General features: G+C 34.5%; 25 protein-coding genes. 14 read left to right on the forward strand and 11 right to left on the reverse strand.

What is annotated here, in order from left to right:
* Nucleotides 1–32: 32 nt before the first annotated feature.
* The 9 genes from KI430_RS14425 to KI430_RS14465 form a co-directional block, all read right to left on the reverse strand.
* Nucleotides 33–317 carry a type II toxin-antitoxin system RelE/ParE family toxin gene (locus KI430_RS14425; protein WP_248875641.1) on the reverse strand — a complete coding sequence of 95 codons (285 nt, stop codon included), beginning with the start codon at nucleotides 315–317 and terminating at the stop codon, nucleotides 33–35.
* On the reverse strand, nucleotides 314–535 hold the full coding sequence (locus tag KI430_RS14430) for a hypothetical protein (RefSeq protein WP_248875642.1): 222 nt from the start codon (nucleotides 533–535) through the stop codon (nucleotides 314–316). Before KI430_RS14430 ends, KI430_RS14425 begins: the two co-directional genes overlap by 4 nt.
* 35 nt (nucleotides 536–570) lie before the next feature.
* Nucleotides 571–1,953 (reverse strand): phosphoglucosamine mutase, encoded by a 1,383-nt coding sequence (gene glmM / locus KI430_RS14435; RefSeq protein ID WP_248875643.1) that lies wholly within the window; start codon nucleotides 1,951–1,953, stop codon nucleotides 571–573.
* A gap of 67 nt (nucleotides 1,954–2,020) precedes the next feature.
* Nucleotides 2,021–3,019: a DUF4421 family protein gene (locus KI430_RS14440; protein ID WP_248875644.1), complete on the reverse strand. Its 999-nt coding sequence runs from the start codon at nucleotides 3,017–3,019 to the stop codon at nucleotides 2,021–2,023.
* A gap of 47 nt (nucleotides 3,020–3,066) precedes the next feature.
* On the reverse strand, nucleotides 3,067–3,210 hold the full coding sequence (locus KI430_RS14445) for a FeoB-associated Cys-rich membrane protein (protein WP_248875645.1): 144 nt from the start codon (nucleotides 3,208–3,210) through the stop codon (nucleotides 3,067–3,069).
* Nucleotides 3,211–3,217: 7 nt separating this feature from the next.
* Entirely contained in the window at nucleotides 3,218–5,245 is a 2,028-nt protein-coding gene (gene feoB / locus KI430_RS14450; RefSeq protein WP_248875646.1) for a ferrous iron transport protein B, read from the reverse strand.
* Nucleotides 5,245–5,499, reverse strand: a complete 255-nt coding sequence (locus tag KI430_RS14455) for a ferrous iron transport protein A (RefSeq protein ID WP_248875647.1) — start codon at nucleotides 5,497–5,499, stop codon at nucleotides 5,245–5,247. Before KI430_RS14455 ends, feoB begins: the two co-directional genes overlap by 1 nt.
* A gap of 97 nt (nucleotides 5,500–5,596) precedes the next feature.
* Nucleotides 5,597–6,493, reverse strand: a complete 897-nt coding sequence (locus KI430_RS14460; RefSeq protein WP_248875648.1) for a GLPGLI family protein — start codon at nucleotides 6,491–6,493, stop codon at nucleotides 5,597–5,599.
* A 59-nt stretch (nucleotides 6,494–6,552) separates the two neighbouring features.
* Complete coding sequence (locus KI430_RS14465) at nucleotides 6,553–7,302, reverse strand: Rossmann-like and DUF2520 domain-containing protein (protein WP_248875649.1); 750 nt, start codon at nucleotides 7,300–7,302, stop codon at nucleotides 6,553–6,555.
* Nucleotides 7,303–7,441: 139 nt separating this feature from the next.
* Here KI430_RS14465 and KI430_RS14470 point away from each other — a divergent pair, with 139 nt between their 5' ends.
* From KI430_RS14470 to serS, 13 genes are all read left to right on the forward strand, one after another.
* Nucleotides 7,442–7,999, forward strand: a complete 558-nt coding sequence (locus KI430_RS14470) for an RNA polymerase sigma factor (RefSeq protein WP_248875650.1) — start codon at nucleotides 7,442–7,444, stop codon at nucleotides 7,997–7,999.
* Nucleotides 8,000–8,065: 66 nt separating this feature from the next.
* A complete protein-coding gene (locus KI430_RS14475) occupies nucleotides 8,066–8,641 on the forward strand; it encodes a hypothetical protein (RefSeq protein ID WP_248875651.1) in 576 nt (191 codons plus the stop codon).
* Nucleotides 8,642–8,658: 17 nt separating this feature from the next.
* Nucleotides 8,659–9,258, forward strand: a complete 600-nt coding sequence (locus KI430_RS14480; RefSeq protein ID WP_248875652.1) for a hypothetical protein — start codon at nucleotides 8,659–8,661, stop codon at nucleotides 9,256–9,258.
* Nucleotides 9,259–9,386: 128 nt separating this feature from the next.
* Nucleotides 9,387–11,531 (forward strand): SurA N-terminal domain-containing protein, encoded by a 2,145-nt coding sequence (locus KI430_RS14485; protein WP_248875653.1) that lies wholly within the window; start codon nucleotides 9,387–9,389, stop codon nucleotides 11,529–11,531.
* A 121-nt stretch (nucleotides 11,532–11,652) separates the two neighbouring features.
* Nucleotides 11,653–12,606 (forward strand): MlaD family protein, encoded by a 954-nt coding sequence (locus tag KI430_RS14490; protein ID WP_248875654.1) that lies wholly within the window; start codon nucleotides 11,653–11,655, stop codon nucleotides 12,604–12,606.
* Nucleotides 12,607–12,609: 3 nt separating this feature from the next.
* Complete coding sequence (locus KI430_RS14495) at nucleotides 12,610–13,926, forward strand: 4Fe-4S dicluster domain-containing protein (RefSeq protein WP_248875655.1); 1,317 nt, start codon at nucleotides 12,610–12,612, stop codon at nucleotides 13,924–13,926.
* 50 nt (nucleotides 13,927–13,976) lie between these two features.
* Entirely contained in the window at nucleotides 13,977–14,762 is a 786-nt protein-coding gene (locus KI430_RS14500; RefSeq protein WP_248875656.1) for a (Fe-S)-binding protein, read from the forward strand.
* Nucleotides 14,763–14,790: 28 nt separating this feature from the next.
* Entirely contained in the window at nucleotides 14,791–15,927 is a 1,137-nt protein-coding gene (locus tag KI430_RS14505) for a hypothetical protein (RefSeq protein WP_248875657.1), read from the forward strand.
* A gap of 24 nt (nucleotides 15,928–15,951) precedes the next feature.
* The gene (locus KI430_RS14510; RefSeq protein ID WP_248875658.1) at nucleotides 15,952–16,440 is read left to right on the forward strand and encodes a hypothetical protein; all 489 of its coding nucleotides are present in this window, start codon (nucleotides 15,952–15,954) and stop codon (nucleotides 16,438–16,440) included.
* Nucleotides 16,441–16,476: 36 nt separating this feature from the next.
* Nucleotides 16,477–17,604 (forward strand): glycosyltransferase, encoded by a 1,128-nt coding sequence (locus KI430_RS14515; protein ID WP_248875659.1) that lies wholly within the window; start codon nucleotides 16,477–16,479, stop codon nucleotides 17,602–17,604.
* A gap of 11 nt (nucleotides 17,605–17,615) precedes the next feature.
* On the forward strand, nucleotides 17,616–18,863 hold the full coding sequence (locus KI430_RS14520) for a polysaccharide biosynthesis C-terminal domain-containing protein (RefSeq protein WP_248875660.1): 1,248 nt from the start codon (nucleotides 17,616–17,618) through the stop codon (nucleotides 18,861–18,863).
* A gap of 6 nt (nucleotides 18,864–18,869) precedes the next feature.
* On the forward strand, nucleotides 18,870–19,379 hold the full coding sequence (locus KI430_RS14525) for a hypothetical protein (protein ID WP_248875661.1): 510 nt from the start codon (nucleotides 18,870–18,872) through the stop codon (nucleotides 19,377–19,379).
* A gap of 77 nt (nucleotides 19,380–19,456) precedes the next feature.
* Nucleotides 19,457–20,725: a serine--tRNA ligase gene (serS, locus tag KI430_RS14530; RefSeq protein ID WP_248875662.1), complete on the forward strand. Its 1,269-nt coding sequence runs from the start codon at nucleotides 19,457–19,459 to the stop codon at nucleotides 20,723–20,725.
* A 94-nt stretch (nucleotides 20,726–20,819) separates the two neighbouring features.
* On the opposite strand, the gene KI430_RS14535 is transcribed toward serS, so the two are convergent.
* Nucleotides 20,820–22,946: a helix-turn-helix domain-containing protein gene (locus tag KI430_RS14535; RefSeq protein ID WP_248875663.1), complete on the reverse strand. Its 2,127-nt coding sequence runs from the start codon at nucleotides 22,944–22,946 to the stop codon at nucleotides 20,820–20,822.
* Between the two features lie 122 nt (nucleotides 22,947–23,068).
* Complete coding sequence (gene ruvC / locus KI430_RS14540; RefSeq protein WP_248875664.1) at nucleotides 23,069–23,623, reverse strand: crossover junction endodeoxyribonuclease RuvC; 555 nt, start codon at nucleotides 23,621–23,623, stop codon at nucleotides 23,069–23,071.
* Nucleotides 23,624–23,724: 101 nt separating this feature from the next.
* Here ruvC and KI430_RS14545 point away from each other — a divergent pair, with 101 nt between their 5' ends.
* A complete protein-coding gene (locus KI430_RS14545) occupies nucleotides 23,725–26,457 on the forward strand; it encodes a M16 family metallopeptidase (RefSeq protein ID WP_248875665.1) in 2,733 nt (910 codons plus the stop codon).
* Nucleotides 26,458–26,565 lie beyond the last annotated feature (108 nt).

The raw sequence follows: 26,565 nt of genomic DNA on the forward strand, positions 1-26,565 counted from the left end.
ATAAAAAAGGAAGCAAATTTTGCTTCCTTTTTTTATAATGAATTTGGATTTCTTCGGTTGTCAAAGAATGCATTGATTTTAACTGAATTCTTATTAGCTCGGTAAACGATTGAAAAATTCTCAAGTACCAAAACTCTTCTTGAATTGCTTGAAACAATTTCGCCAACTAAAGGATTCTCTGCAATAAGATTTATCTTTTTAAGTGTTTCATCTAATAATCTTTCAGAATAACTATCAGATTTATTGTGATTAATCCAAAAATTGAATGTGTTGTCAAATTCTTTCCTTGCCCGGTTTGTCCATTCTATTTTTCTCATCTATCGTAAGATTTCAAAAAATCTTCGTGCGATATTACTCTTCCTTCCTCTATATCTTTCTCTCCTTCTTTTATTAATTCAATTTGCCAATCCGTTAGTTTCGTATCGTCATAATTTTCATTCTTTGAAATTAATGTCTTAATAAAAAGGTGAAGTTCTTCCAATTTATTCACCGGAACATCTTTTATTTCTTCAAGAATTGTATTGAGGGTAAGCATCTTATATAATTTTTATTAAAATTAATGAAAATATTTTATATCAGACTTCTGATTTTCGCAATCATATCATCGCCCAATTTATCCGCTTCTTCTTGAGAAAAAGCTTCGGTATAAATCCTGATAATCGGTTCTGTATTAGATTTTCTCAAGTGAACCCAATTTTCAGCAAAATCAATTTTCACGCCGTCTACTGTTGAGATTTCTTCGTTTTTATATTCTTCCTGAACTTTGATTAATAAAGCATCAACGTCGATATCCGGTGTCAATTCTATTTTCTTTTTACCCATAAAATAACTTGGGTAAGTTGCTCTCAGTTCAGAAACGGTTTTGTTTTCTTTAGCCAAATGCGTCAAAAATAAAGCAACGCCTACTAAAGAATCTCTTCCGTAATGTAACTCTGGATAGATGATTCCACCGTTTCCTTCGCCACCAATGACAGCATTTTTTTCTTTCATTAAATTTACCACATTCACTTCTCCAACAGCACTTGCAAAATATTCTGAATCCAGATTTTTAGCAACATCTCTCAAAGCTCGACTTGAAGAAAGATTAGAAATAGCAATACCTTTTTTCAGCTTCAAAAGATAATCTGCAACAGCAACCAACGTATATTCTTCGCCAAACATTTCACCTTTTTCATCAATCAAAGCTAATCTGTCAACATCTGGATCTACCACGATTCCCATATCTGCACCTTCTTTTTTTACCAAGTCGCAGATGTCGCCAAGATGCTCTTTCAAAGGTTCCGGATTGTGGGGGAAATGTCCTGTTGGTTCGCAATATAACTTCACAACTTCAACACCCAATTTTTCCAAAAGTGGTGGAATAGAAATTCCTCCCGTAGAATTAACCGCATCCAAAACTACTTTGAATTTCTTAGCTTTTATTGCTTCTACATCTACAGTAGGCAATTCCAAAATCTTCTGAATATGAATATCAAAACCGTCTTCTCTGGTTTCATATTTTCCCAGATCATCCACTTCTGCATAATTGAAGTCTTCATTTTCTGCCAAAGCCAAAACTTCTGCACCGTTTTCTCCGTTGATGAATTCGCCCTTATCATTCAGTAATTTCAAAGCATTCCATTGTTTTGGATTGTGAGAAGCGGTCAGGATAATTCCGCCGTCAGCATTTAGTTCAGGAACCATTACTTCTACAGTTGGCGTTGTGGAAAGACCTAAATCAATTACATTAATTCCCAAACCTTGCAATGTAGAAGCGACCAAAGAAGAAACCATTTGACCAGAGATTCTAGCATCTCTTCCGATAACTAGGGTTAAGTTTTTTTTATTTTTATTATTCTGAAGCCAAGTTCCGAATGCCGAAGCAAATTTTACCACATCAAGCGGCGTCAAGTTATCATTTACTTTTCCGCCGATAGTACCTCGGATTCCGGAGATTGATTTTATTAATGACATTTATTTTAAGGTTTTTTTTCTGATTGCAAATGTATTAAAAAGAAGTGATTTGAGTTTTAACTTAAGATTACAACGCTGGGATTTTGTCTTTAATTTTATCATAAATTCTCTTCACTTTAGCTGGCGGATTCAATCTATATCCAATAAAAAAGAGAACGTAGAAATCATTTTCATAAATGTTTGAACCATTATCTTTATAATGATTTCCAGCGTAATTGAACTTGGATCCAAAAAATATTTTCTCTGAATTGTAACCTAAATGAAGTCCGGCGCCAAAGTTTTGAGTGAAATAGTTAGCTTTATCTCTTTCACTTTGATTGACATCATTTTTATAATTGCTCCATTTTTTTCCCAATCCACCATATAAATAAGGCGCAATATTGATTTTTTCTGTAAGAAGATAATTGTAATGATAACCCAAATCTACACTCAGATCCAAACGTTTTTCACGAGATTTTATATCATTCTGAATGTCGGAGAATATAACATATTCATAATTGAAAGCAGGAACGAAACTTCCATTGCTTTTCGTTTGCCATTCTTTTTTATAGTAAATTCCTTTCAAGGAAAAATCTTTATTAATAATGTAAGAAGTGGAACCTCCGAAGCTCTGAAATCTCAAATTAGGAAAAGTCAAATAAGAATCTCTATTTTTTCTCCAGTTATCAATATAATCCTGTGTATTTCTCAAATAATAACCTTTGCTGTTTTTGTAAGAAATTGTCTGGATCAAGTTTTTTGGAAAAAATCTGAAAGTATAACTGGTAAAACTGCTTTTTCCCTTTAGGTGATTATTGTTTCCGATTATAAATTTTGGCGCAAAAGATATGCTTGCACTTACGAATTTGTAATCGACGCCAATCGTTGTATTAATCTGATTGTTGAGTGCTAATCTTGGAGTAATGCTTAAGTCTTTGGATATGATGACGAGTTCATTTGTATTCGTATCAATATTTAGCCGAAGCATCAATTTTTCATGGTAAGAAATCAAATTATTATTAATGCTGTCATTTTGTGCAAGTGTAAAAATGCAGAAATGAAGCAAAATAATAGCAAGAATCCGCATTGTTTAGTTCTAATTTTCTAAAACTAAAATACTAAAAACATTCTGGATTAAGAACATCCGCAATCCGGACCGCAGTTTTTTCCTTTGTCTTTCTTAGAAAACGTTTTTGAGAATTTTCGGACAATCGCATAAACAGCAGCTAAAACGATAACGCCAACTATAATATATTGTATAAGTAATGAATTGTCCATTTTAAAATTACTTTAAAATCTGATAAACAATCAACGCCGAAAAGTATGCCAAAAAGGTCATTGAAACAGTTTGTAACATTGTCCACTTCAAGCTTCTTGTTTCTCTATAAACTACGGCAATTGTCGAAATACATTGCATCGCAAATGCATAGAAAATCAAAATCGAAACGCCTGTTGCAAAGCTGAAAACTTTTTCGCCGTTTGGATGAACGTCTAGTCTCATTTTCTCGATCAGTTTTCCTTCAGGTGCTTCATCATCCAGACTGTAAAGTGTTGATAATGTACCAACGAAAACCTCTCTTGCTGCAAAACTTGTCAGGATTCCAATTCCCATTTTCCAATCATAACCAAGCGGAGCAATCGCAGGCTCCATCGTTCTTCCGATTCTTCCAAGATAAGAATGGTCAAGTGAAGAATCTGTTGCTAAAACTTCGTTTTTATGTTGTGGCGGACCAAAATAACTCAAAGCCCAAAGAATAATACTGACTGTGAAAATTACTTTTCCGGCTCCCGAAATGAATTCCCAAACTTTACCCAATACCAATTTGAAATCATATCCGAACAAAGGCATTTTGTAAGTTGGTAGATCCATTACCAAGAAACTTTTAATTTTAGTTTTAATGAAACTTTTCAGAACAAATGATGATAACAAAGCCATTAGAAAACCTAACAGATACATTATCATCAAGGCGATTGCTCTGTATTTGATACCATAAAAATTCTCGTCAGGAATAATCAATCCGATGATAATACTATAAATCGGAAGTCTCGCAGAACACGTCATAAAAGGTGTTACAAGAATCGTAATCAATCTTTCTTTAACGTTTTCGATGTTTCTTGTAGACATAATCGCCGGAATTGCACAAGCTGTCCCGGAAACCAAAGGAACGATACTTTTTCCATTGAGTCCGAAAGGTCTCAGCATTCTATCCATCAGGAAAACAACTCTCGCCATATATCCCGAATCTTCCAAAAGATAAAGGAAATATAAAAGAATTCCAATTTGAGGCGCAAAAACCAAAATCCCACCAATTCCCGGAATAATTCCGCTGGAAACTAAAGAATTGATTGGTCCTTCCGGAAGATGCTTACCTGAAAATTCTGATAACCAAGTGAAGAAATCCTCAATCCAAGTCATTGGATATTCTGCTAGGAAGAAAACACTTTGGAAAATCAATAATAGGATTAATAAGAAAACAACGTAACCCCAAAATTTGTGAACCAAAACTTTGTCCAATTTTTCAGTTAATAACTCTTTTAACTGAGGTTTTTTCTCCGTTATTTCAGAAGTAATTTTATCAATATTCTGATAACGTCTTACCGTTTCTGTGATTTGTAATCTTTTTGGAACACTACATTTGTTATCTTCCTGAGTGATGATTTCGTGGATATTTTCAATTTTTCCAAGATAAGTGTCGGCTGCTAACAGTGTCCAGATTTTGTAAAGATTCTTTTCTGAGGTATTAGACGAAATCTTATAAACCAAAGACTTCTGTTCTAATGGAATTTCGAAAGAGTTGGTCTTGGCAATTTTGAACTCGTTATTGAAAACCGCTTCGCGAACCGTTTCTATTCCAACATTATTTTTGGCGTTAGTCTCAAAAACCGGAATGTTCAGAACCTCTGAAAGCTTGGAAATATCAATTTTAATCCCTCGTTTTTCAGCTTCATCCACTTGATTGACAACCAAAATCGCAGGAATTCCCAAATCCTGAATCTGCTGAAAGAGAAGTAAACTTCTTCTCATATTGATTGCGTCGACAATGTAAACAACACCAGAATAATCTTCCTGAATCAGATAACGAGAAAAAATAGCTTCGTCCTCAGAAGTTGGATAGATGCTGTAAGAACCAGGCAAATCGATAACCTCGACTTCCTCGTTTTTGTAAATGTAATTTCCGGAATGGCTGGCAACTGTAACACCAGCATAGTTTCCCGTTTTTTGTTTTCTGTTACAAAGGATATTAAAAAGAGTAGATTTCCCAACATTGGGATTCCCTACCAAAAGAATTTGTTTTTGCTTTTTGTCCTGCATTATTCTGAAACTTCTACCTGGATAAATCTTGCTTCTGCTTCTCTCAGGGCGATTTTGGTTTTATCCGAACCATATTCTATATAAAGCGGTCCGTTAAAAGGAGCTTGATATAGAACTCTGAAAGTGGTTTCCGGAAGCAATCCCATTTCGATGATTTTGGTTGGCATCTGAAGGTTTTCATTATCATAACCAAGAATTTTCCCGATTTTATTTTTCGGAAAACAACAGAGTTTATCGATGTGTTTTGTTTGCAAGACTAAAATTTTTGGACTACAAAGATAGCTTATTTCAAATTAATCTAAATAAGATGTTTGTCATAAAAAAAGCCGGAATTAATTTCCGGCTTTATGTTTATTTTTTCTTTTTCTCTGTAACCTGCTGAACTTCTATTGGGTTGTCTGTAGATTTGAAGAAATCGTTTAGCATTTTCTCCTGATTCTTCAACATTTCTCCAATGGTAAGGTCGCTTCCTGGCATTTTCATAGAAAGCATATTTTGCGGAACCTGAGTTCTTACTTCTGCCATCGGATCTTGTTTGAAGGCAGCATAAGCTTTTTCGAATTTATCTTTAGCAATCGTTTTCTTCTCATTGCTCATCCCGTATTTTGCATTAACTTCTTCAGCGTAAGTGAATTCTTTCCAGTCTTTCACCGATTTGTTACCAGATAATAACCAAGAGTAATTTTTTTCATCATCTTCAATCTTCACAATTAATCCTGGCAATCCGTAGAATTTGTAAGGTCCATCTTGGAAAGGAATATCAGTTGAGAACCAAGCAGTCCATTTTCTTCCTCCAAACTCAGTTGTAGCTTTTTGGGTGTTGTAAGTTCCAATTTTTTCTTTGTCAGTCAGGATTTTCCAATCAAATTTTAGACTTTCCTCGTAGGCAAAAAGATTTCTGTTGATTCTGTCAACGTACATTTCTGCCATTGCAGGATAATTCTTGTAGATTTTATAGGAAAATTTAGGCCATTTTATCATTTTGGACATATCCTTGAAGGTTTTTGTTTTCTCCATTTCTTCAACTGCAGATTTGATGATAGAATCTTGCGCAGGCAAAGTAAAATCCTGATAAATCGATTTGTCTTTAGCAATGTCAAGCGTTGTCATTACTTTATCCAATCTTGTTGAATCTTTTTTCGGTTTATATGTCAGTTCATAGAAGAAACGGTTGGCTGTTTCTTGTGCGGAAACCATTAATCCTAATAATAACAAAGGAAGAATGACTAATTTTTTGAGAGATTTCATAATTTCTATATTTTCTGTTTTCAAATAATTAGTGTAAGATTATAGAAAATGTTACAGAATTATTGATACATTTTTTTAATTGATTCATTCATCAGTTTATAAATCTTCAAATGCTCTTCATCTGCAATCAAGTCTTCGTGAAGCTTCAGGACTCTTTCGTCACCTCTTACTGCCGGACCGGTTTGAGCCAATTTTGGTTCCAAATGATGAATCTTCTCAACAGTTTCATCAATCAACGGAATAAAATAATTGAAATCTAAATTCTGAGAATCTGAAATTTCTTTAGCTCTTGCAAAAAGATGATTCACGAAATTGCACGCAAAAACGGCTGTCAGATGAATGTATTTTCTCTTTTTATAGTCTGAGGTTTCGACATTCTCAGAAATAATTGAGGCCAGTTCAAATAATGATTTTTCATCAATCTGATTTTCAGCCTCAACGAAAAAAGGGATTTTGGAATAATCCAGATTTTTGGTCTTAGAAAAAGTCTGTAGAGGATAGAAACTTGCTTTCCTATAATTACCTTTCAGTATTTCCATTGGCAACGAACCGGAAGTGTGGGCAACTAAAGCATTTTCTTTTTTAATTAATTCAGAAACATTTTCCACGGCAGAATCGGAAACGGCAATAATATAAAGTTCTGCATCTCCCAATTGATTAGTTGAAAAAGGAATGTTGAATTCAGTCGAAATTTTTAATAATTCAGCTTCATTTCTGCCAAATATCTGATGAATTTCAATATTATTTTGCTTAAAAGCTTTCACAAGATGATAAGCTACATTCCCCGAACCGATAATTACTGTTTGCATCTAACAAAGGTAATAATTTGATGAATTGAAACCACCTATTAATAGGAAAGGCTTGATTTTGGATAGAGGTTTTCAGAGAAAATTGAAAAAATAATTTAACTTTGGTTTTATTTTTTAATCAAAACAACGAAACATCTGAATGAAGCTCAAGGATGAGGACATTGTAAAGCTTTTAACTGCACCTCAGACTGTAGAGAAAGGTCTGCGCGCGATGATGGATAACTATCAGAGTCGCCTTTATTGGCATATCAGACGGTTGATTGTGGATCACGACCAAGCTCAGGATGTTTTGCAGGATACTTTCATCAAGGCGTATCAGAATATTCACCAGTTCAAGAGTGACAGCAAATTGTACACTTGGCTCTACAGAATTGCAACCAATGAGGCTTTGCAGCAACTCAACAAAATGAACCGGATGAGGAAGACAGATGAGGATGCAGAATATTATATGCAGAATCTAGTCGCTGATAATGCTGGAAGAGATGGAGAAGAGATTATGATATTGCTCCAAAAAGCAATTCAGACGTTGCCAGAAAAGCAGAAGTTGGTTTTCAACATGCGTTATTATGATGATTTACCTTATGAAGAGATTTCGAAGATTTTGGATATGTCCGTTGGAACTTTGAAAACCAATTATCATTACGCCAAAGATAAGGTAGAGCAGTATATAAAGGACAATTACTCGGAAGAGTTTTAAAATAATAAGAGAATAATGATGAAATGTTTTTGACATTTCATTTGATAAAAAATAAAATAAGAGCAAATGAAAATTGATATAGAAAAACTGAACAGAAAAACACCGTATCCTGAACCTTCGGATGAGTTTTTCAAAACGCTTCAGGATCAGGTGATTTCGAAAACGATTGGTGAGAAAACTCCTGTCGTTCAGAAAGAAGCAAAAGTTTTCTCTCTGAATTTCAAATGGATGGCTGCCGCTGCAGTTGTTTTGATTGCGGGACTTACAGCGTTTTTAGGCTTCGATAATTCTTCTGAAACACAGAGCTTTGCTAGTCAAAAACCAATTGTAGATTCTGTTTATAATATTAATGAGCCTAAAAGCAATACATCGGAACAATTGGCAAATAACACTGTGACTGAAGATCATCATACAGATGTTATCAAAAAACAAAATGTTAAAAATCATCACATCACTTCTGCTAAAGTAAATGTTTCTAATGCAAAATCTTTTAATAATACCGACCGACAAGATTACGCTGTAGAAACTAAAAGAAAATCTGAGTCAGAAGTGGAGAAGGTTTTAGTGGCTTTTACGCCAGACCAGTTGAAAGACTTAGATAGAAATAGTGAGCAAGATGTTTATCTTGATCTTTATAATTAATAACAAAATAGAGAGAAATGAAAAAATTGTTATTGACTATTTTAATTGCCGGATTCTTTTCTGCTCACACAGTTAGTGGACAAGACAGAAGATCCGGGACTACAAATTTAAGGTCTAATTCGGGTTCGAATTCTAGCTTGCGTGGCACTTCTTCATCGTTATCGCCAGTTGGAACTATGCAAAGACAGACCAATATTCCTAGAACTTCTGAGTGGAGAAGTATGAATACACAGGAGAAAAGAGAAGTGGTGAACAATATGTCTACAAAAGAACGCTCTCTTTTTCTACAAAAAATGAAGGAAAATATTGTCATCGATGATATTGATATTTCTGCAGATAAACAAGACGAGTTCAAGGCGCTTTATGCTGAATATCAAACCAATCAGAAGCAGATTAAAGAAAAATTCCTTGTAGAAAATAACATTGGAAATCTTTCGGACGAAGAAGCTACGAGAAGACTTAATCAAAGTTTTGATGTTGGTCAGCAACTTCTAAACAACAGAAGAACTTATGCTGATAAATTTTTAAAAATTCTTACACCACAACAGGTTCTGAAATTATTCCAGACGGAAGGAAAAATGCGGGAAAAAGTTCTCGATAAGAAAAACGATAAGTAAACAAAAAACCTCTAAATCTAGAGGTTTTTCTTATTTTATATTGCACATTCACAAATGTATCCAAATAATTTTCCTATTCTGCTAAAAATATGTATTTTCGCAAACTGATTATAAACACATAATATAAAATGGCAATTTTAGGCGAAATTAGAAAGAGATCATGGCTTCTGTTAGGTGTAATAGCCTTAGGGTTGGTGTCGTTTCTTTTCAACGCAGATACTTTTGATAAGATGTTCTCAAAAAACCCGAATGTTTTTGGTAAAGTGAATGGCGAAGATATTACAAGAGATGAGTACAACGACCAGTTATTCATCATGCAGCAACAGGCTCAGCAGCAGGGTCAACCTACAAAAGGTCTTGAAGAGCAGGCTTGGCAGATTCTTGTACAGTCAAAATTAATCAAACAGCAGTTTGATAAAATGGGTCTTCAGTTGACTGATGATATTTTCTGGAGCCAATTGCAATATGATCCAATGTTCGCTCAGAATCAACAATATTTTGATGAGAAAGGTAATTTCAAACTTCAGGAAATTAAATCTGAAATAGAAAAGGCACAAGCGTCTAGCCCTGAAAATTATTCTTATTGGTTGAAAAATAAAAAGTCTATCGAGTACAGAATGATGGCCAGAATGTTATTCGGAAATATCACTTCAGGAATCACAACCAGCAAAAAAGAAGCTGAATTGATGATCAAATTCCGTGATGATATGGCAAACATCGATTTTGTGAAAGTTGACTACCTTGAGTTTGCTAAAAAGAATAACGTAAAAGTGACGACTCAAGATCTTGCAGATTATATCAAATTGCATCCAACAAGATTCAAAGCTACGGCTAGCAGAAATTTGGCTTATGCTTATTTCCCAGCTGCACCAAGTGCTCAGGATGATGCTGCAACTTTGAACGAAATCAACAAATTATACCTTAAAGGAACAGATGCTTCTAATGGAGCAGAAAATTTCCAGAATACAAAGAACGATTCTATGTTCGTAGAATTGAATTCTGATGTACCTTTCATTCCTCAGTATGTAAGCCCTGCTCAATTGCCAGCTGAATTGAAAGATAAAATTGCAACTGCAGCGATTGGACAAACTTTTGGTCCTTATAAAGAGCAAACGCTTTATGTTGTTTCTAAATTGCTAGATAAAAAAGCGTCTGATTCTACATTGTCAAAACATATCTTGATTGGATACAAAGGAGCGGAAAGATCTACAGCAACCAGAACAAAAGAAGCAGCGAAGAAAACTGCAGATAGTTTGTTAGCAGTAATCAAAGCTGATCCTACAAAATTCGCTGAAGGACTAAAATTGTCTGATGAGCCAAATGCCGTAGAAAGAAACGGAAGTGTGGGTTGGACAACACCAGCAAGTCAGTTTGCGCCAGGTTATTTAAGCTTTTTAGCAAATAATCCTAAAGGAGCAACTGGATTACAAGAAACAGCTTTCGGATACCATATCATCAATATTGAAGATAAAAAAAGTGGTGCTATGACTTATAAAATTGCACACTTAGCTAAAAATATCAAAGCTTCTGACAAAACAGAAAATCAAGTTCTTACTCAGGCAACGAGATTTATTCAACAAACTGAAGGTAAAAGTTTCAATCAATTCAAAAGCTTAGCTGAGAAAAACAAATACAGATTTGATAATCCTAAAACAGTTGGTCGTTTCCAAGGAACGCTTCCAGGTCTTAACACAGACAAGGATGGAGATGTGATTGCGTGGGCTTTCGATAAGAAAAGAAATATTGGAGATACAGATATCTTCACAGTGGAAGGAACAGGTGACAGAATTGTGGCTTACGTTGTAGGAAAACAGGATGAAGGTCTTGCTGATCCGGAAACTGTAAGAGATCAAATTGAGCCAATTGTAAAAAATAAAGTTCTTGCTAAGAAAATCATTGAGAAAATCAACTCAGGGAAGTATTCTACTCTTGACCAAGCAGCGAAAGCATTTGGAACTACAAAAGGAAATGCAGATGTTAACTTGTTCAACCCAGCTGTAAATGGCGCTATGGAACCTAAAGTTGCAGGTGCAGCATTTGGAGTAGCAACAAACAAATTGTCTCAGCCAGTTGAAGGGATGACAGGTGTTTATCTGGTGGTTAAAAAATCTGTTAAGACTAACAAATTGCCAGGTGATATCAAACAGATTACAGAATCTATCAACCAGCAAAACTCTCAGCAGTTTACAGGTGCATTCTTGAAGAGTCTTCAGGATAATGCTAACATCAAAGATTTTAGAATCGAAGTTTGGGATAAGGCAGCTCAGCAATAATTTCCCAACATTTATCAATATAAACAAAAGCGGCATAATTGTCGCTTTTGTTGTTTTTTATTTATATCAATTATAAACCCAATATTCTTATATTTGCTAATTAGTAAAACCCAAATAAAACGTGAAGTTAAGTAAAGAATTAAAAACAGGATTAATCGCTATATTCGCCATAATTGGTTTCGTTGTACTTTATCAGTTTATGAAAGGAAAAAACCTTTTTACAACAGATAATGCTTTCTATGCCAAGTATGATAATGTAGAAGGACTTTCTGTTTCCAATCCGGTTTCTATAAATGGATTGAAGGTAGGACAAGTAGATGAGATAAAACCGATAACTACAAAAGATGGCAGATTACATTTTGTTGTTAAGTTGACAATAGATGATAATTTTGAGTTTTCAAAAAATTCTACATTAGAGATTTTTGAACCAGGATTGATGTCTGGGAAAGAAATGAAAATCAATCTTGCTTATGGAGGAGGAATTGCAAAAGATGGTGATACGCTGAAAGGAAATTATCAATTGTCTATGCTTAACTCTCTTTCTTCACAAGTAAAACCAGTTAAAGATCAACTTTCCGGAGTACTACTGAAGTTGGATTCAACTTTAGCAAGTACAAACAAAATTGTCGATGAGCAAAACAGAAGAGAGATCAAATTATTATTAATGAATCTCAACAGAACCATCGAGTCTTTCAAAGGCGCATCTGACAGAACAAATGCTATCCTTGCCAACAATGAAAAAGGTCTGCACGAAGTTGTGGCTAATGCTAACAATGCGATGATGACAGCCAATAAAACTTTGGATAAATTTGGATCTGTTGCAGAACGTGTAGATATTGATAAACTGAACGGCACAATTGACCAATTCAACCAAACCGCAGGGAAACTGAATAACGTTATTTCCGGCATACAAAACGGTGAAGGTTCTCTTGGTAAATTGGCGAAAGATGAAGAGCTTTACAATAATCTTGAAAAGACTTCTAAAAACCTGAATGCTCTGGTAGAAGATTTCAAGGCTAATCCGAAAAGATATGTGAACTTCTCGGTTTTTGGTAAAAACGCTGATAAAAAATAATCTATGCAATATATTGACAATGTAATATTTCTGATTTTATTGATTGCAGGTTTCGGCTTATTTGCTAAAAGCCTGAAAGAATTATATCGCAATATAAAACTCGGAAGAGAAATTGACCGAACCGACAGAAAAGCGGAACGCTGGGCAATAATGACCAGAGTGGCGCTAGGACAGAGCAAAATGGTGAAACGTCCTATTGCAGGGATTTTACACATTTTCGTTTATGTTGGGTTTGTCATTATCAATATCGAGTTATTAGAAATTATCATTGATGGTATTTTTGGAACGCACAGATTTTTGCAAAGTGTTTTAGGAGATTCTTTCTATGCATTTTTCACAGGATTTTTAGAAATTTTAGCGGCTTTGGTTGTCTTAGCAGTGGTCGTATTTTTTATCAGAAGAAATTTCTATGGTGTCAAAAGATTAACGATGAAAGAATTATTCGGTTGGCCAAAACAAGATGCCAATTGGATCTTGATTATTGAGTTTGCTTTGATGGTTGCTTTCTTCACAATGAACGGAGCAGATTTCTATGCAGATTCAACTCGTTTCAGTTCAAACTTTCCAATCTCAAAACATCTATTTCCATTCTTTGGAAATTTCAGTATAGAAACACTTCATATTTTTGAAAAATCAGCTTGGTGGTTTCATTTTGTCGGCATTCTTTTCTTTATGAATTATCTATATTATTCTAAGCACCTTCATATTATTTTAGCGTTTCCTAATACTTGGTTTGCGAATCTTGAGAAAAAAGGGAAATTCAATAATCTGGATTCTGTAACTAAAGAAATCAAGTTAATGATGGATCCGAATGCTGATCCTTATGCAGCTCCTGCAGAAGGCGAGGCAGAAATTCCTTCAAAATTCGGAGCAGAAGATATTTTTGATCTGAATCAACATCAATTGATGAGCGCTTATTCTTGTACCGAATGTGGAAGATGTACTTCGGTTTGTCCGGCTAATATCACTGGCAAAAAATTATCTCCAAGATTGATTATGATGAAAACCAGAGATCGTCTGGAAGAAGTCGGAAAAAACCTTAATAAAAACGGAGGTAAGTTCGTCGATGATGGCAAAAAGCTACTGAACGATTATATTACCAAAGAAGAACTTTGGGCTTGTACGACTTGTAACGCTTGTGTAGAAGCTTGTCCTGTTTTGATTGATCCACTTTCCATCATTTTTGAAATGAGGAGATTCTTGGTAATGGAACAATCTGCAGCACCACAAGAATTAAACTTAATGATGACAAACGTCGAAAATAATGCTGCACCTTGGCAATATAATCAGGCTGACAGATTGAATTGGGCTAACGATTAATTTTGAAGTAAAAGTACATCTTACATTAATACAAAATACATTTATAACAAATGGATTTCACTATAAAAACAATGGCAGATTATGCTGCTGAAGGCAAATCTCCCGAAGTTCTCTTCTGGGTAGGTTGCGCTGGAAGTTTTGATGATCGTGCGAAAAAAATAACACGGGCATTCTGCAAAATCCTTAATAAAATCAATGTGGAATTTGCTGTTCTGGGACAAGAAGAATCTTGTACGGGCGATCCTGCAAAACGTGCCGGAAACGAGTTTGTCTTCCAAATGATGGCTTTGACCAACATCGAAGTTCTGAATGCTTACGAAGTCAAAAAAATAGTTACAGCCTGTCCGCATTGTTTCAATACTTTGAAGAACGAATATCCAAGTCTTGGCGGAAATTATCAAGTTTTGCATCATACTCAATTCCTGAAAGATTTGATGAATGAAGGCCGATTGAAAATCGAAGGCGGAAGTTTCAAAGGAAAAAAAATCACATTCCACGATCCTTGTTACCTTGGAAGAGCTAATGACGAATATGAAGCGCCAAGAATGCTTTTGGAAAAACTTGATGCAGAATTAGTAGAAATGAAGCGTTGCAAAACCAATGGACTATGTTGTGGAGCTGGTGGGGCGCAAATGTTTAAAGAACCTGAAAAAGGAAATAAAGACATCAATATCGAAAGAACAGAAGAAGCACTTTCATTCGAACCTAAAGTGATTGCTACTGGTTGTCCGTTTTGTAATACAATGATGACAGATGGTGTGAAGCACTTCAATAAAAATACAGAAGTAGAAGTTAAAGATATTGTAGAACTTTTGGCAGAAGCGGAAGATCTCTGATTAATTCTTTGGTTTTGATTTATTATTCATGAAAAGTAAATGGACATTTTCTTTTTTCTTTTTGTTACCTGTTTTATTTGTTCTTTGTCTTTGGAATTATAATAATAGAGTCTATGATTGGGATATGCCAGGCTATATTGGCAGTATGTACACTTCTCAATATCCCAACAATCCAGAAAAAGTAAAAGAATTAACCTTTAGTTCCATACAAAAAGAAGCGCCAATAGATCAATATAATGATGTTATTGGCAAAAATCCTAAAGATGTTGCAAGACAATATTTTGAAAAAAGTACCAAAGCTTTTTCCGAACAACTTCCTTATTTTCAGATAAAAGTCGGGTATAATCTTGCAATTACCATTTTATACAAAATAGGTTTTACTGCCCCTATGTCGGTTCTTTTTTTGAGCCTTCTCTCGTATTTTTTCTCAGGAATACTTTTGTTTTTTGTATTTAAGATTATTTTTCCAAATAACATTTTAATAGTTTTTTTCATAACATTGGCAATTTTATTATTACCACCTATGACATATATGGCCAGAGTTTCTACACCAGATATGTTTATTCTGCAATTTTTATTAATCTTTATGATAGGATTGTTTAGCCGGTGGAAAAGATGGATAATGTTTTCCATTTTATTTGCGATTACTTTTATAAGACCAGATTATATTACGTTTACATTGACTTATCTTATTACTGATTTTCTTTTTAATTTTTATGAAAGAAAGAAAATAAATTTTAATGTTATTTTACAAACAAGTATTCTCTTTTTCTTATATATTTTCATAGTGAAGTTTTATCATTACCCAGGTTGGAAAAATCTTTTCTATGATTCTTTTATTTGCAGACGACCAATTATTTCTGAAGAACTTGCAGACTTTGGGATAACTGATTATTTAAGAATATTATTAAGAAAAATTATCTATTTTAAGAAAGTAAGTTTAATTGCATTTGGTAGTCTAGGATTGATTTTCTATCTATCGAAAGATAAGTGGACAAGATTTTATTCAGTTTTTATTTTTGCTAATATCTATATCAAATTTGTTTTTTTTCCACATTCTTCTGGACTAAGATTTTTCTTTGGATTTATTTTATTATTACTAATCATGCTGATGTATTCTATCAGTCAAAGATATAATCGGTATGAACTCGATAAAAATTCTTAATTTTACTTATTTAAAATCATTATAATGAAAATCGAGGCATCCAGTATTGTAGAAACAAACGATTACCGTGTAATTATATATCCAGCGTCTAGACCCTTTACAGCAAAAGAGAGTAAAGTGATTGCAGAGAGATTGTATGATTTCTTGGGCGATTGGGCAGCTCACGGAAAAGAATTATCTTCTTCTTTCAAAATTGAAAAAAATCAATTTATTATTATTTGTGTTGACGAAGAGAAAGAAGCAGCTTCTGGCTGTAGTATAGATGCACTTGGGAAAGTAATGAGAGAGCTGGACGCCCAATTTGATCTTGGATTATTTGATAGGATGAAAGCAAGCTACGTAGAAAATGGAGAGGTGAAAACTTTGAAATTATCAGACTTTAAAAGTAAGATTAGAAATGGTGAAATATCAAAAGATATCGAGGTTTTCGATTTCTCTAAAAACACTTACCTAGACTTTCTTAGTCACTTCTTACAACCTTTTGCAAGAAGTTGGGCTTCAACAATTTCTTAATCTTTAATTAATTTCTATTAATTTCAAAATAATACTTTGAAAGTACTTTTTCTGACTACGGCTCACAAATATAATGATGATCGTATATATTATCATCAAGCAACGGAACTTGTGAAACGAGGTTTTGATGTGAAAATTTGTAGTTTGTGTTCAGATTTCCAAGGAGATTTTAATAATATTAAAATCGAATCTTATCCAATTCTGGATTCTAATGCAAAAGAAAAAATTAATACTTTTCTGAAGGTTTGTCAGGATTATCAGCCGGATTCTATTATTTGCTCAGAGCCTCTTGCTGTCATTGCAGCAGGAAAATTCAACAAAAAGAAAAAAACAAATATCACTTATGATATTACAGAATGGTATCCATCTTTTAGGATGATAGAAGAATATTCTATCTTTTTAAGATTTATTCACGCTATCAAATTTTTTCTTATCCAGATTTATGCAGGCTTCTTAAGTCATAATTTTATTTTTGGCGAGAAAACAAAAAAATTTCCATTAGCATATTTTTTTCCATTTAAAAAAAGTATGATTCTGCCTTATTACCCAGATCATATTTATATTCATGAAAATAAAAAAAGTTTAGATCCTAATAAAATAAATCTTTGTTATACAGGAGTTTTCTCAAAAGAAAAGGGAATTGGCAATTTCTTTGAAACGGTCAATCAATTACAACAAGAAAGACCGAATTTACAAATTGACATTACATTGATTGGTGGTTCTCGCAGGAAGAAAGACGAAGATTATTTTTCAGAATTACTTAAGAAATATAATAAGTTTAATATCAATATAAAAAAGCCTACATCATTTGAAAATTTTACAAAAGCTTATGCTAATGCGGATATTTGTTTTGACTTAAGGGAAATCAGTTTGGAAAATCATCATTGTTTACCAATTAAAATATTCTATTATGCCGCTTCTGGGAAACCTGTAATTTATACAGATTTGAAAGCTACCAGACAGTTTGTAGAAGTTTCAAAGTTTGGATTTTTGGTTGATCCTGAAAACGCTTTTCAGATTGCGGATTGTATTGGGAAATATATTGATAATCCTAATTTATATAGTACTCACGTCCATAATGCAAGAATGTTGTATGAGGAAAAATATAATTGGGATATGATTCGGGATTCTTTTGTAGATTTTGTAAAAAGCTCAATAAAATAAAATTTCAGAGGATGAATATTATCCAGACTTTTGTTTCTCGATTCTTGATATTGATTCTCAATTTTGGTCTTGTCATCTATTCTACTAATATGTGGGGGAGTGATGGTAAAGGTATTATTTCTATTGTTATTGCAGATCTTACGATTATCAGTTTCATTAGTAATATTTTCTCAGGAAGCAGCGTTACCTATTTTGCATCAAAATATAAATCCGAACAGATTTTATTATATGGATATCTTTGGTCTCTCACAGTTGGTATTTTAGTTCCACTGATACTTCTATTATTTCATGATTCAGAATACACTTTTTATCTCATAGCATTATCAATTTTATCATCTTTATTAACTACCAATATCAATCTTTTTGTAGGGCAGAAGAATATAAAAATGTTCAATTTATACACAATTCTGCAACAAGCTGTTCATATTGTTTTTCTGATATTAATAATCTATGCTTTAGGTATTCTGTCTGTTAAGGCCTATTTTATGGCACAAATTGCATGTTGTGCAATTTTGTTTTTGGTAAGTTCTTATCAGATTCTGAAAAACTGTAGATTTTCAAAAATTAGATTCTCTGGTAAAGTCCAGAATTTACTCTTTAGCTATGGTTGGAAAACACAGCTTAGTGCATTTATTCAATTCCTAAATTACAGGTTGTCATTTTATTTTTTAGAATTTTATAAAGGTATTGCTAGTGTTGGTATTTTCTCAATTGGTGTAGCATTCTCAGAAGCCATTTGGACAGTCAGTAGGAGTTTGTCGGTTATTCTATACTCAGATGTCGTTAATAATAGCAATGAAAACGAGATTTTGGTCAAAGCCAAAACTTCTCTCAAAATAAGTTTTCTGATCACCTTAGTATTCATTATTTTTGTTGTAATAATACCATCACAATTTTACTCGATGATATTTGGCAAAGATTTTAGTCAGACGAAAAAGATTATTTTGCTTTTGTCACCCGGTATTTTGGCAATAGCTGTAAGTAATATTATTGGTTTTTATTTTGCAGGAATTAATAAACTTCGGATACTGAATATTAAATCTATATTTGGATTGATATTCACAGTAATAGCTTCTGTTTTTATAATTCCAAGATGGGGTATTGTAGGTGCTTGTATTGTTACATCTATTTCATATTGCTTATCTTCGTCAGTATTATTTTGGAAATTTTATCAAATAACGGATTTTCGAATCAAAGATTTTTTCTTTTCGAAGTTGGAAATTCAAATATTGACTCAAAAATTATCCGGAAAAAAATAGCGATAAATGAAACTAAGAATATCCATAATTTTAACAGCAGTTGTTTTATTATTTTCTTGTAGAGGAGATGAGGAAAATGTACAGGCAATTGACCAAGTTTTGATGCTTTATGTTAGAAGTGCGACTAATAATCAGGACTTATTGAACTCAAAAATTGATGGTTCCTACTCAACTGTTGCTTTGTTGGACCAATTGGATGAAACGACTGCGAATAAACCAATTACGGGATATTCTCTTCTCAAAGATGCAGATACAGTTGTTTATATGGATTACGCTGCAGGAGCAGTGAGGGAACTTAAGGATTCTATCAGCCCTGAGCTAAAAACCTACAGATCCAGATTTATAATTCGATATTCAAAGACTGTGAATTCGCAGACTGTAAATGACGACGACATTATTGAAATCGAATATAACTGGACTCCGTCATTGTTTCAAATATCAAAACTTTGGTACGACAATGAACTAAAATTCACAAAAGTTCCAGGTCAGAGAAATGTGGTTCAAATCGTGAAATAAAATCCTTAAATTTGCAATTGTCGGAAAATTAGAATAATTATTCTGATAACGAAATACTATCAACCAACAACCAAACTATGTTACAGGTTAATTTTTTGCGCGAGAACAAAGAGCGCGTTTTGGAAGGCTTGAAGAAAAGAAACTTCAAGGAATTAGATTTGGTCGATGCAGCGGTAAATGCTGACGACGAAAGAAAAAGATTACAGTTTGAGCTAGACTCACAACTTTCCGAAATGAACAGAATTTCCAAAGAAATTGGAATTCTGATGAAAGAGGGAAAGAAAGAGGAAGCAGAAGCTGCTAAATCCCAAACGTCGCAATACAAAGAGTCCAGCAAAGAATTACAAAATGAATTGAATGAAGCTGAGAAAACACTTCTCAATATTCTTTATCAAATTCCGAATATCCCTTACGAAAAAGTAGTTGCCGGAGTTTCTGCCGATGACAACGAGATTGTTTACGAATCTACAACTGTGGAAGGTCTTGGTGAAGGTGCAATTCCACATTGGGAGTTGGCTAAAAAATATAATTTGATTGATTTTGAATTAGGAGTGAAAGTCGCTGGTGCTGGTTTTCCTGTTTATTTCGGGAAAGGTGCTAGATTGCAGAGAGCTTTGGTTCAATATTTCTTAGACAAAAATATAGATGCAGGTTATCAGGAAGTGAACGTTCCACATGTTGTGAACGAAGCTTCTGGTTACGGAACTGGACAATTGCCTGATAAAGAAGGACAGATGTACTATGTTGGAGCAGATGATTTGTACTTGATTCCAACTGCTGAAGTTCCAGTGACCAATATCTACAGAGATGTGATTATTGACGAGAAAGATTTGCCAATCAAGAATACCGCTTTTTCGCAGTGTTATAGAAGAGAAGCGGGAAGTTACGGTGCGCACGTAAGAGGTTTGAACAGACTTCACCAATTTGAAAAAGTGGAGATTGTAAGAATCGAGAAGCCTGAAAATTCTTATGCTGTTTTGGAAGAAATGGTAGAGCACGTAAAATCTATTTTGGAAGATTTGGAGTTGCCTTACAGAATATTAAGACTTTGCGGTGGTGACACAGGTTTTGCATCTGCAATGACTTACGATTTCGAAGTTTGGAGCGCTGCACAGGAAAAATGGTTGGAAGTAAGTTCTGTTTCCAACTTCGAAACTTTCCAGGCAACTCGTTTGAAATGCCGTTACAAAGGTGATGGCAAAACTCAGTTGGTTCATACACTGAACGGTTCTGCAATGGCTTTGCCAAGAATTATGGCTGCTCTTTTGGAAAATAACCAAACACCAGACGGAATCAAATTGCCAAAGAAAATCGCAGAATATGCAAGATTTGAATTGATTAATTAATTTGAATTTTTTTAATAATATGAAAGTCGCAAAGTAAAATTTGCGACTTTTTTGTTCAATATTTAAAAAAACTTTGTCGCCTTTGCGTTTAAAACTACTTCTTCAAATTCAAAAAGTAATTCCAAATCAATCGGATCTCACCATAATCAAAATCCGAAGGCAAGACAGACTTCCAATCATTGATATTCTCTTTTGGATCAGCCTTGAATTGTTTTTCGAAAGCTTCAACTTTATTTTTCGGATAAATTCTTAAAAGGTCACTTCTGTCCAGTAAACTTTGCTCAGCATATTTTGAAAGATGCCCGAAAATAGTCGAATTCACCAAACCTCTTTCTTTTGCAATCTCAGAAACCGTTTTTCCATTTTGGAATAGTTGGTAAGTCAAAACGTGCGTCGGAACTTTCTTGATGGCCATAGAAACTTCAACATCTTTTTCTTTATCGAATAATGGCGTTTCCAAAAGATAAACATCTTTCAGATCCTTCAGGTAATCTTCTATATCATCCAGCCATACACGAAAATCTTCGTTGAAGGCTTTCAAACCTTTTACGCCTTTGGTTTCAGAATAGAAATCTTTGAGTGGAGAAAATATTTTCTCATTCACATTCGAGAAAAAGAAATTGACAGCACCTTTTGCCTTGATTTCAATCTCTGGCCATTCTTCTTCTCCCTGAAGGAATTTTTGGGTTTTCTGAATTAGTATTCGTTCAAATTTTTGGAAAATAGTAATGTAATTTTCGATATCAGCTTTTAAACAATGATAGAGATAATCTGCTTTTTCTTTGTCAATGAATTTGCTGCTTCGGCTGATGACCATCCAGTTTTCCAAAGCGGACTGAAACCAAACACAGTCAATCCTTCTAATGACTTTTTGGATGCTGTAATCGTATTTTTCAGAATTAAGGATTTCCTCGATTTTTGCGTTAGCGTGCGTCTCATCCTGAAATTTAGAAACTCGTTTGTCAGAGAAAATCACTTCAGGCGTAATCTTAGATTTCAAGACGATTCCTTCCAAAGTTCGGCAACGTGACAATGCAACATAAACCTGTCCGGAAGCAAAACTTTTTCCTGCATCAATAATTAATCTATCAAATGTCAAACCTTGACTTTTATGAATCGTAACCGCCCAAGCTAAGCGAATCGGAAACTGTTTGAAACTCCCCAAAACTTCTTCCTTGATGTTCTTTTCATCATCCAAAGAATATTTTTTCTGTTCCCAAGTCTCTGCTTTTAGCGTGATTTCTTCTTCACTTCCATCTAGAATTACCGAGATTTCATCTTCATCGAGATAAGAAATCTGAGCTAGTTTTCCGTTGTAATATTTTTTGTCAGGCGAAGTGTCATTTCGGATAAACATAATCTGTGCACCGACTTTCAGTTCCAGAACCTCATCATTTGGATATTGTGTTTCCTTGAAATCTCCAACAACATCGGCTGTATAAGAATGAGCTTTTCCGCCCAACTCTTTTATTTTTTTCTGGTTGATGTCATCTGCAATCTTGTTGTGCGAACAGAGGTAAACGTAAGCTTCATCTTTCGGGTCGAAGTCAGGCTGATATCTTTCGTTCAAAGCTTCAAAGTCTATATCTTCTGTTATTCCGTCACGGATGGCATTGAGAATTTCAAGAAAATGTTCATCGGTTTGTCGGTAAACTTTGGTCAGTTCCAGCGTGATGAAATTACTTTCTTCCAAAGCTTTAGCGTGAAAGAAAAACGGAGAAGAATAATACATTGATAAAATGTATTCGTCTCTTACAACTGGTGGTAACTGATAAAGGTCGCCAATAAACAACATCTGAACTCCACCGAATTTCTGCTGATTTCTACGAACGTGACGGAGAGAAAAATCCATCATATCCAGAACATCTGCTCTCAACATTGATGCTTCATCAATAATAATGATTTCGATTTCACGGAGAAGTTTTAGTTTGTCTTTTCGGTACTTGAAATGTGGCATCAAGTCGGCAATGTTGTTTGCCAGATTTTGATCGATTCTTTCCGTAGTTGGAAGAAAAGTTCTAAGCGGCAAACCGAACATAGAATGGATAGTTACGCCACCAGCGTTGATGGCAGCAATCCCAGTTGGCGCTACAACAATGTGTTTTTTCTTGGTTTTTTTTACAAAATCATTTAGAAATGTAGTCTTTCCGGTTCCTGCTTTCCCGGTGAGAAAAATGTTTCGGTTGGTGTGTTCTACGATTTCAAAAAGAGAGTCATTCATCGATTCAAAGATAGAGAATCAGGAGACAAGAATCAAGAGATAAGAATCAAGAAAAAAGGAAAAAGATTTAATGAAATGGCTTCGAGAGCCTGAGCTTAACAAAAATAATTACTTTTAAGAAATTACTTAATCCTATCCGGATTCTGTTTCAAAAAACTATCCCAACCAGAGTAAGATTTATCTGTGGCAATACTTCCTGAGTTGAAGTGGTGACAAACAGCAACTGCTAATCCATCAGAGGCATCAAGGTATTTTGTAGGGAATTCTTTCAGTTTCAAAAGATTCTGGAGCATTCCTGCAACTTGTTCCTTGCTGGCATTTCCATTACCCGTGATAGCCATTTTGATTTTCTTGGGAGAATACTCGATGATGGGAATGTTTCTGTGGAGACTTGCTGCCATTGCAACGCCTTGAGCTCTTCCCAATTTTAGCATACTCTGGACATTCTTTCCAAAAAAAGGTGCTTCCAAAGCGGTTTCGTCGGGATGATATTCATCAATCAAAGCTAAGGTTTTATCGAAAATAACTTTAAGTTTAGTCTCGTGGTTCTCATATTTTTTTAGGATCAATTCGTGGATAGCTATTAACTCCATTTTACTCCCTTTTACGGAAATAATTCCAAAACCCATAATACTTGTTCCAGGGTCAATCCCTAAAATGACTTTTTCAACTAACATATCGGCAAAATTACGTTAAGATTTTCATAAATATCGAATCCAAAATGTATTTTAAACGAAAAGTATTTAATTTTAGAAACTTAAAAATTAACAATCAAAATATGAAGAATCTTCTACTGACTGCGGCGGTCGTATTTTATGCAGGTTATGCGACACCTGTGTTTTCTCAAAAAGCCGAAACACCCAAATTTATTAGTAATACAGAAGGAATCAAAGAATATTCCTTGAGCAACGGAATGAAAGTTCTTTTGCTATCAGACCCATCTCAAAGTAACGCCGTTGTGAATATCGTTTATAATGTTGGTTCTAAACACGAAGGCTATGGAGAGAAAGGTATGGCTCACTTGCTGGAACATATGTTGTTCAAAAGCACAAAAAAATTAGGTGATATCAAAAAAATGTTGTCTGACAAAGGTGGAAACGCCAACGGAACAACTTGGTATGACAGAACCAATTATTATGAAGTTTTCCCTTCTAATGATGAGAATTTAAAATGGTTCTTGGAAATGGAAGCAGACAGAATGATTAATGCAACCATTCTTCAATCCGATCTGGACAAAGAGTTCTCTGTGGTGAGAAATGAATTTGAAATTGGGGAAAATAGCCCGAGTGGTGTTTTGATGGAGCGGGTTATTTCTGCCGCTTATCTATGGCACAACTACGGAAACAGCACGATTGGAAGCAAAGAAGATGTAGAAAGAGTAAAAGCGGTAACGCTTAGAAAATTCTATGAAAAATATTATCAGCCAGACAATGCAACTTTGATAGTTGCGGGAAAATTTGATGAGAAAAAAGCATTGGAATATATTTCCCAGTATTTTTCAACTATTGCAAAACCAGCGAGAGTTTTGGATGCGCCTTATACAGTAGAACCAGCTCAGGATGGAGAACGTTTTGTAGAGCTGAAACGTGCCGGGGACAGCAAAGTGATTGGAGCGCTTTATCACACTGCGCCTTACGCAGATAAAGACTATGCAGCGTTGGATGCTTTGCAGGAGATTTTAACGGCTGACCCTTCCGGTTACCTTTACAAAGCGATGATTGATTCTCACAAAGCAGCTTCTGTTTATGCTTATCAGCCATTGGTGAGAGATGCGAGTTTTATGTACTTTGGTTTGGATATTCCGGCGGATAAAGATTTGAAAATAACGGAGAATGATTTCCGGGCCGAGTTGGACAAAATCGCCACTATCAAATATACAGACCAAGACGTTGCAAGAGCAAAAGCAAAAATCCTTAAGCAAGTAGAAAATATCAAGAACAACACAATTGGTTATGCTGTTAATTTGACAGAAATTGTTGGCGCTGGAAACTATAAATTGGGAATGATTTATCGTGACACAGTGGAGAAGCTAACAGCCGCAGATATTCAGAGAGTAGCTGCCAAGTATTTCAAGACCAACAACAGAACGGTTGGTGTTTTCATCCCTTCAAAAGATGAGGTAAGAGTCAAAAATGTAGAATATACAGATGACCAAATTGCTACTTTGACCAAAGATTATAAAGGAAAAGCATTGGAAAAAGAAGCTGCACCTTTCGAAGCAAGCATCAAAAATCTGAAAGCTAATTTGACAGAAGGCAAACTGAGCAACGGAATGAAATACGGCTTAATCAAAAAAGATATCAAAGGAGGTAAGGTTCTTGGAAGTTTCAAATTCCCGGTAAGTAATGCTAAAGATTTGAACGGAAAATCTGATGTAGGCTCTCTAATGGCGCAAGTTCTGAAAACAGGAACTAAGTCTCACACCAAAGAACAAATCCAGGACATGTTGGATGAGTGGAAATCTAATATTAACTTTGGATTCAGCGGTCAGACTTTGTTTGTGAACTTTAGTACTTATAAAGACAGCTTGCCAAAAGTAATGTCATTAATTAAAGAAATCTTGACCGAATCTACTTTCCCGGATGCAGAATTGGCAAAAACAGTGAACGAGTACAATACTTATCTCGAAAGTTCTTTGAATGACCCTCAGTCTATCGCTTTCACAGAAATAGAAAAAATCACTGAGAATTACCCTAAAGAAAGCATCTATTATACAGCTTCTACTCAGGAACAAATTGATAATAACAAGAAAGTGAAGAGAGAGCAATTGGTAGATTTCTATAACAAAATCTTAGGAAGTAACAATGGTGTAGGTTCTGTAATTGGTGATGTAGATGCAAAAACAACGGCTGCATTATTAGAATCGACTTTCGGAAAATGGAATTCCAAATCCAATTACGAATACATTAAGCCAGAATTATTTGCAACAAAAAAACAAGATAAAGATTATCTGACGCCGGACAAAGAAAATGGTGCTGCAGTTGGAAAAATCAGTTTCTCTATGGATAGAAAATCTCCTGATTATCCAGCTTTCGTTATTGCCAACGAAATGTTAGGAAGCGGTGGTTTCTTGACTGCGAGAATACCTACAAGACTTCGTGAGAAAGAAGGAATCAGTTATGGTGCAGGTTCTTACGTTAATATTCCTATTGATAATAATGTAGCGTCTTGGGCTTGGTATGCGTTCTTTAACCCAACCAAGAAAGATGCAGTGAACAAGGCTTTGAAAGAAGAAGTTAACAAAGCGGTGAAAGATGGTTTCACAGAAGAAGAATTCAAATCCAATTTGACTTCTTGGTTAAACTCCAGAAAAACAGGCTTAGGAAACGACAATACTTTGATGGGATTAGTCAATTCTCAGCTTCAGTACGGTCAATCTTTGGATGAGTATGACGCTTTGGAGGCGAAAGTTTCTGCGTTGAAAGTTTCTCAAGTGAATGATGTTCTTAGAAAGTACATCAGCGAAGATAAAATGACTTCCGTATTCGCAGGAGATTTTAATAAGAAATAATTATTTGTCACGTCCAAAAAAACCGTCTCATTATTGAGACGGTTTTTTTATTTTTTTTAATTTACAAATTACTTTTCGAAGCCGGGAACCTGCTTTCCGCTGCAATCT

The organism is Epilithonimonas zeae (assembly GCF_023278365.1).
Lineage (GTDB): Bacteria > Bacteroidota > Bacteroidia > Flavobacteriales > Weeksellaceae > Epilithonimonas > Epilithonimonas zeae_A.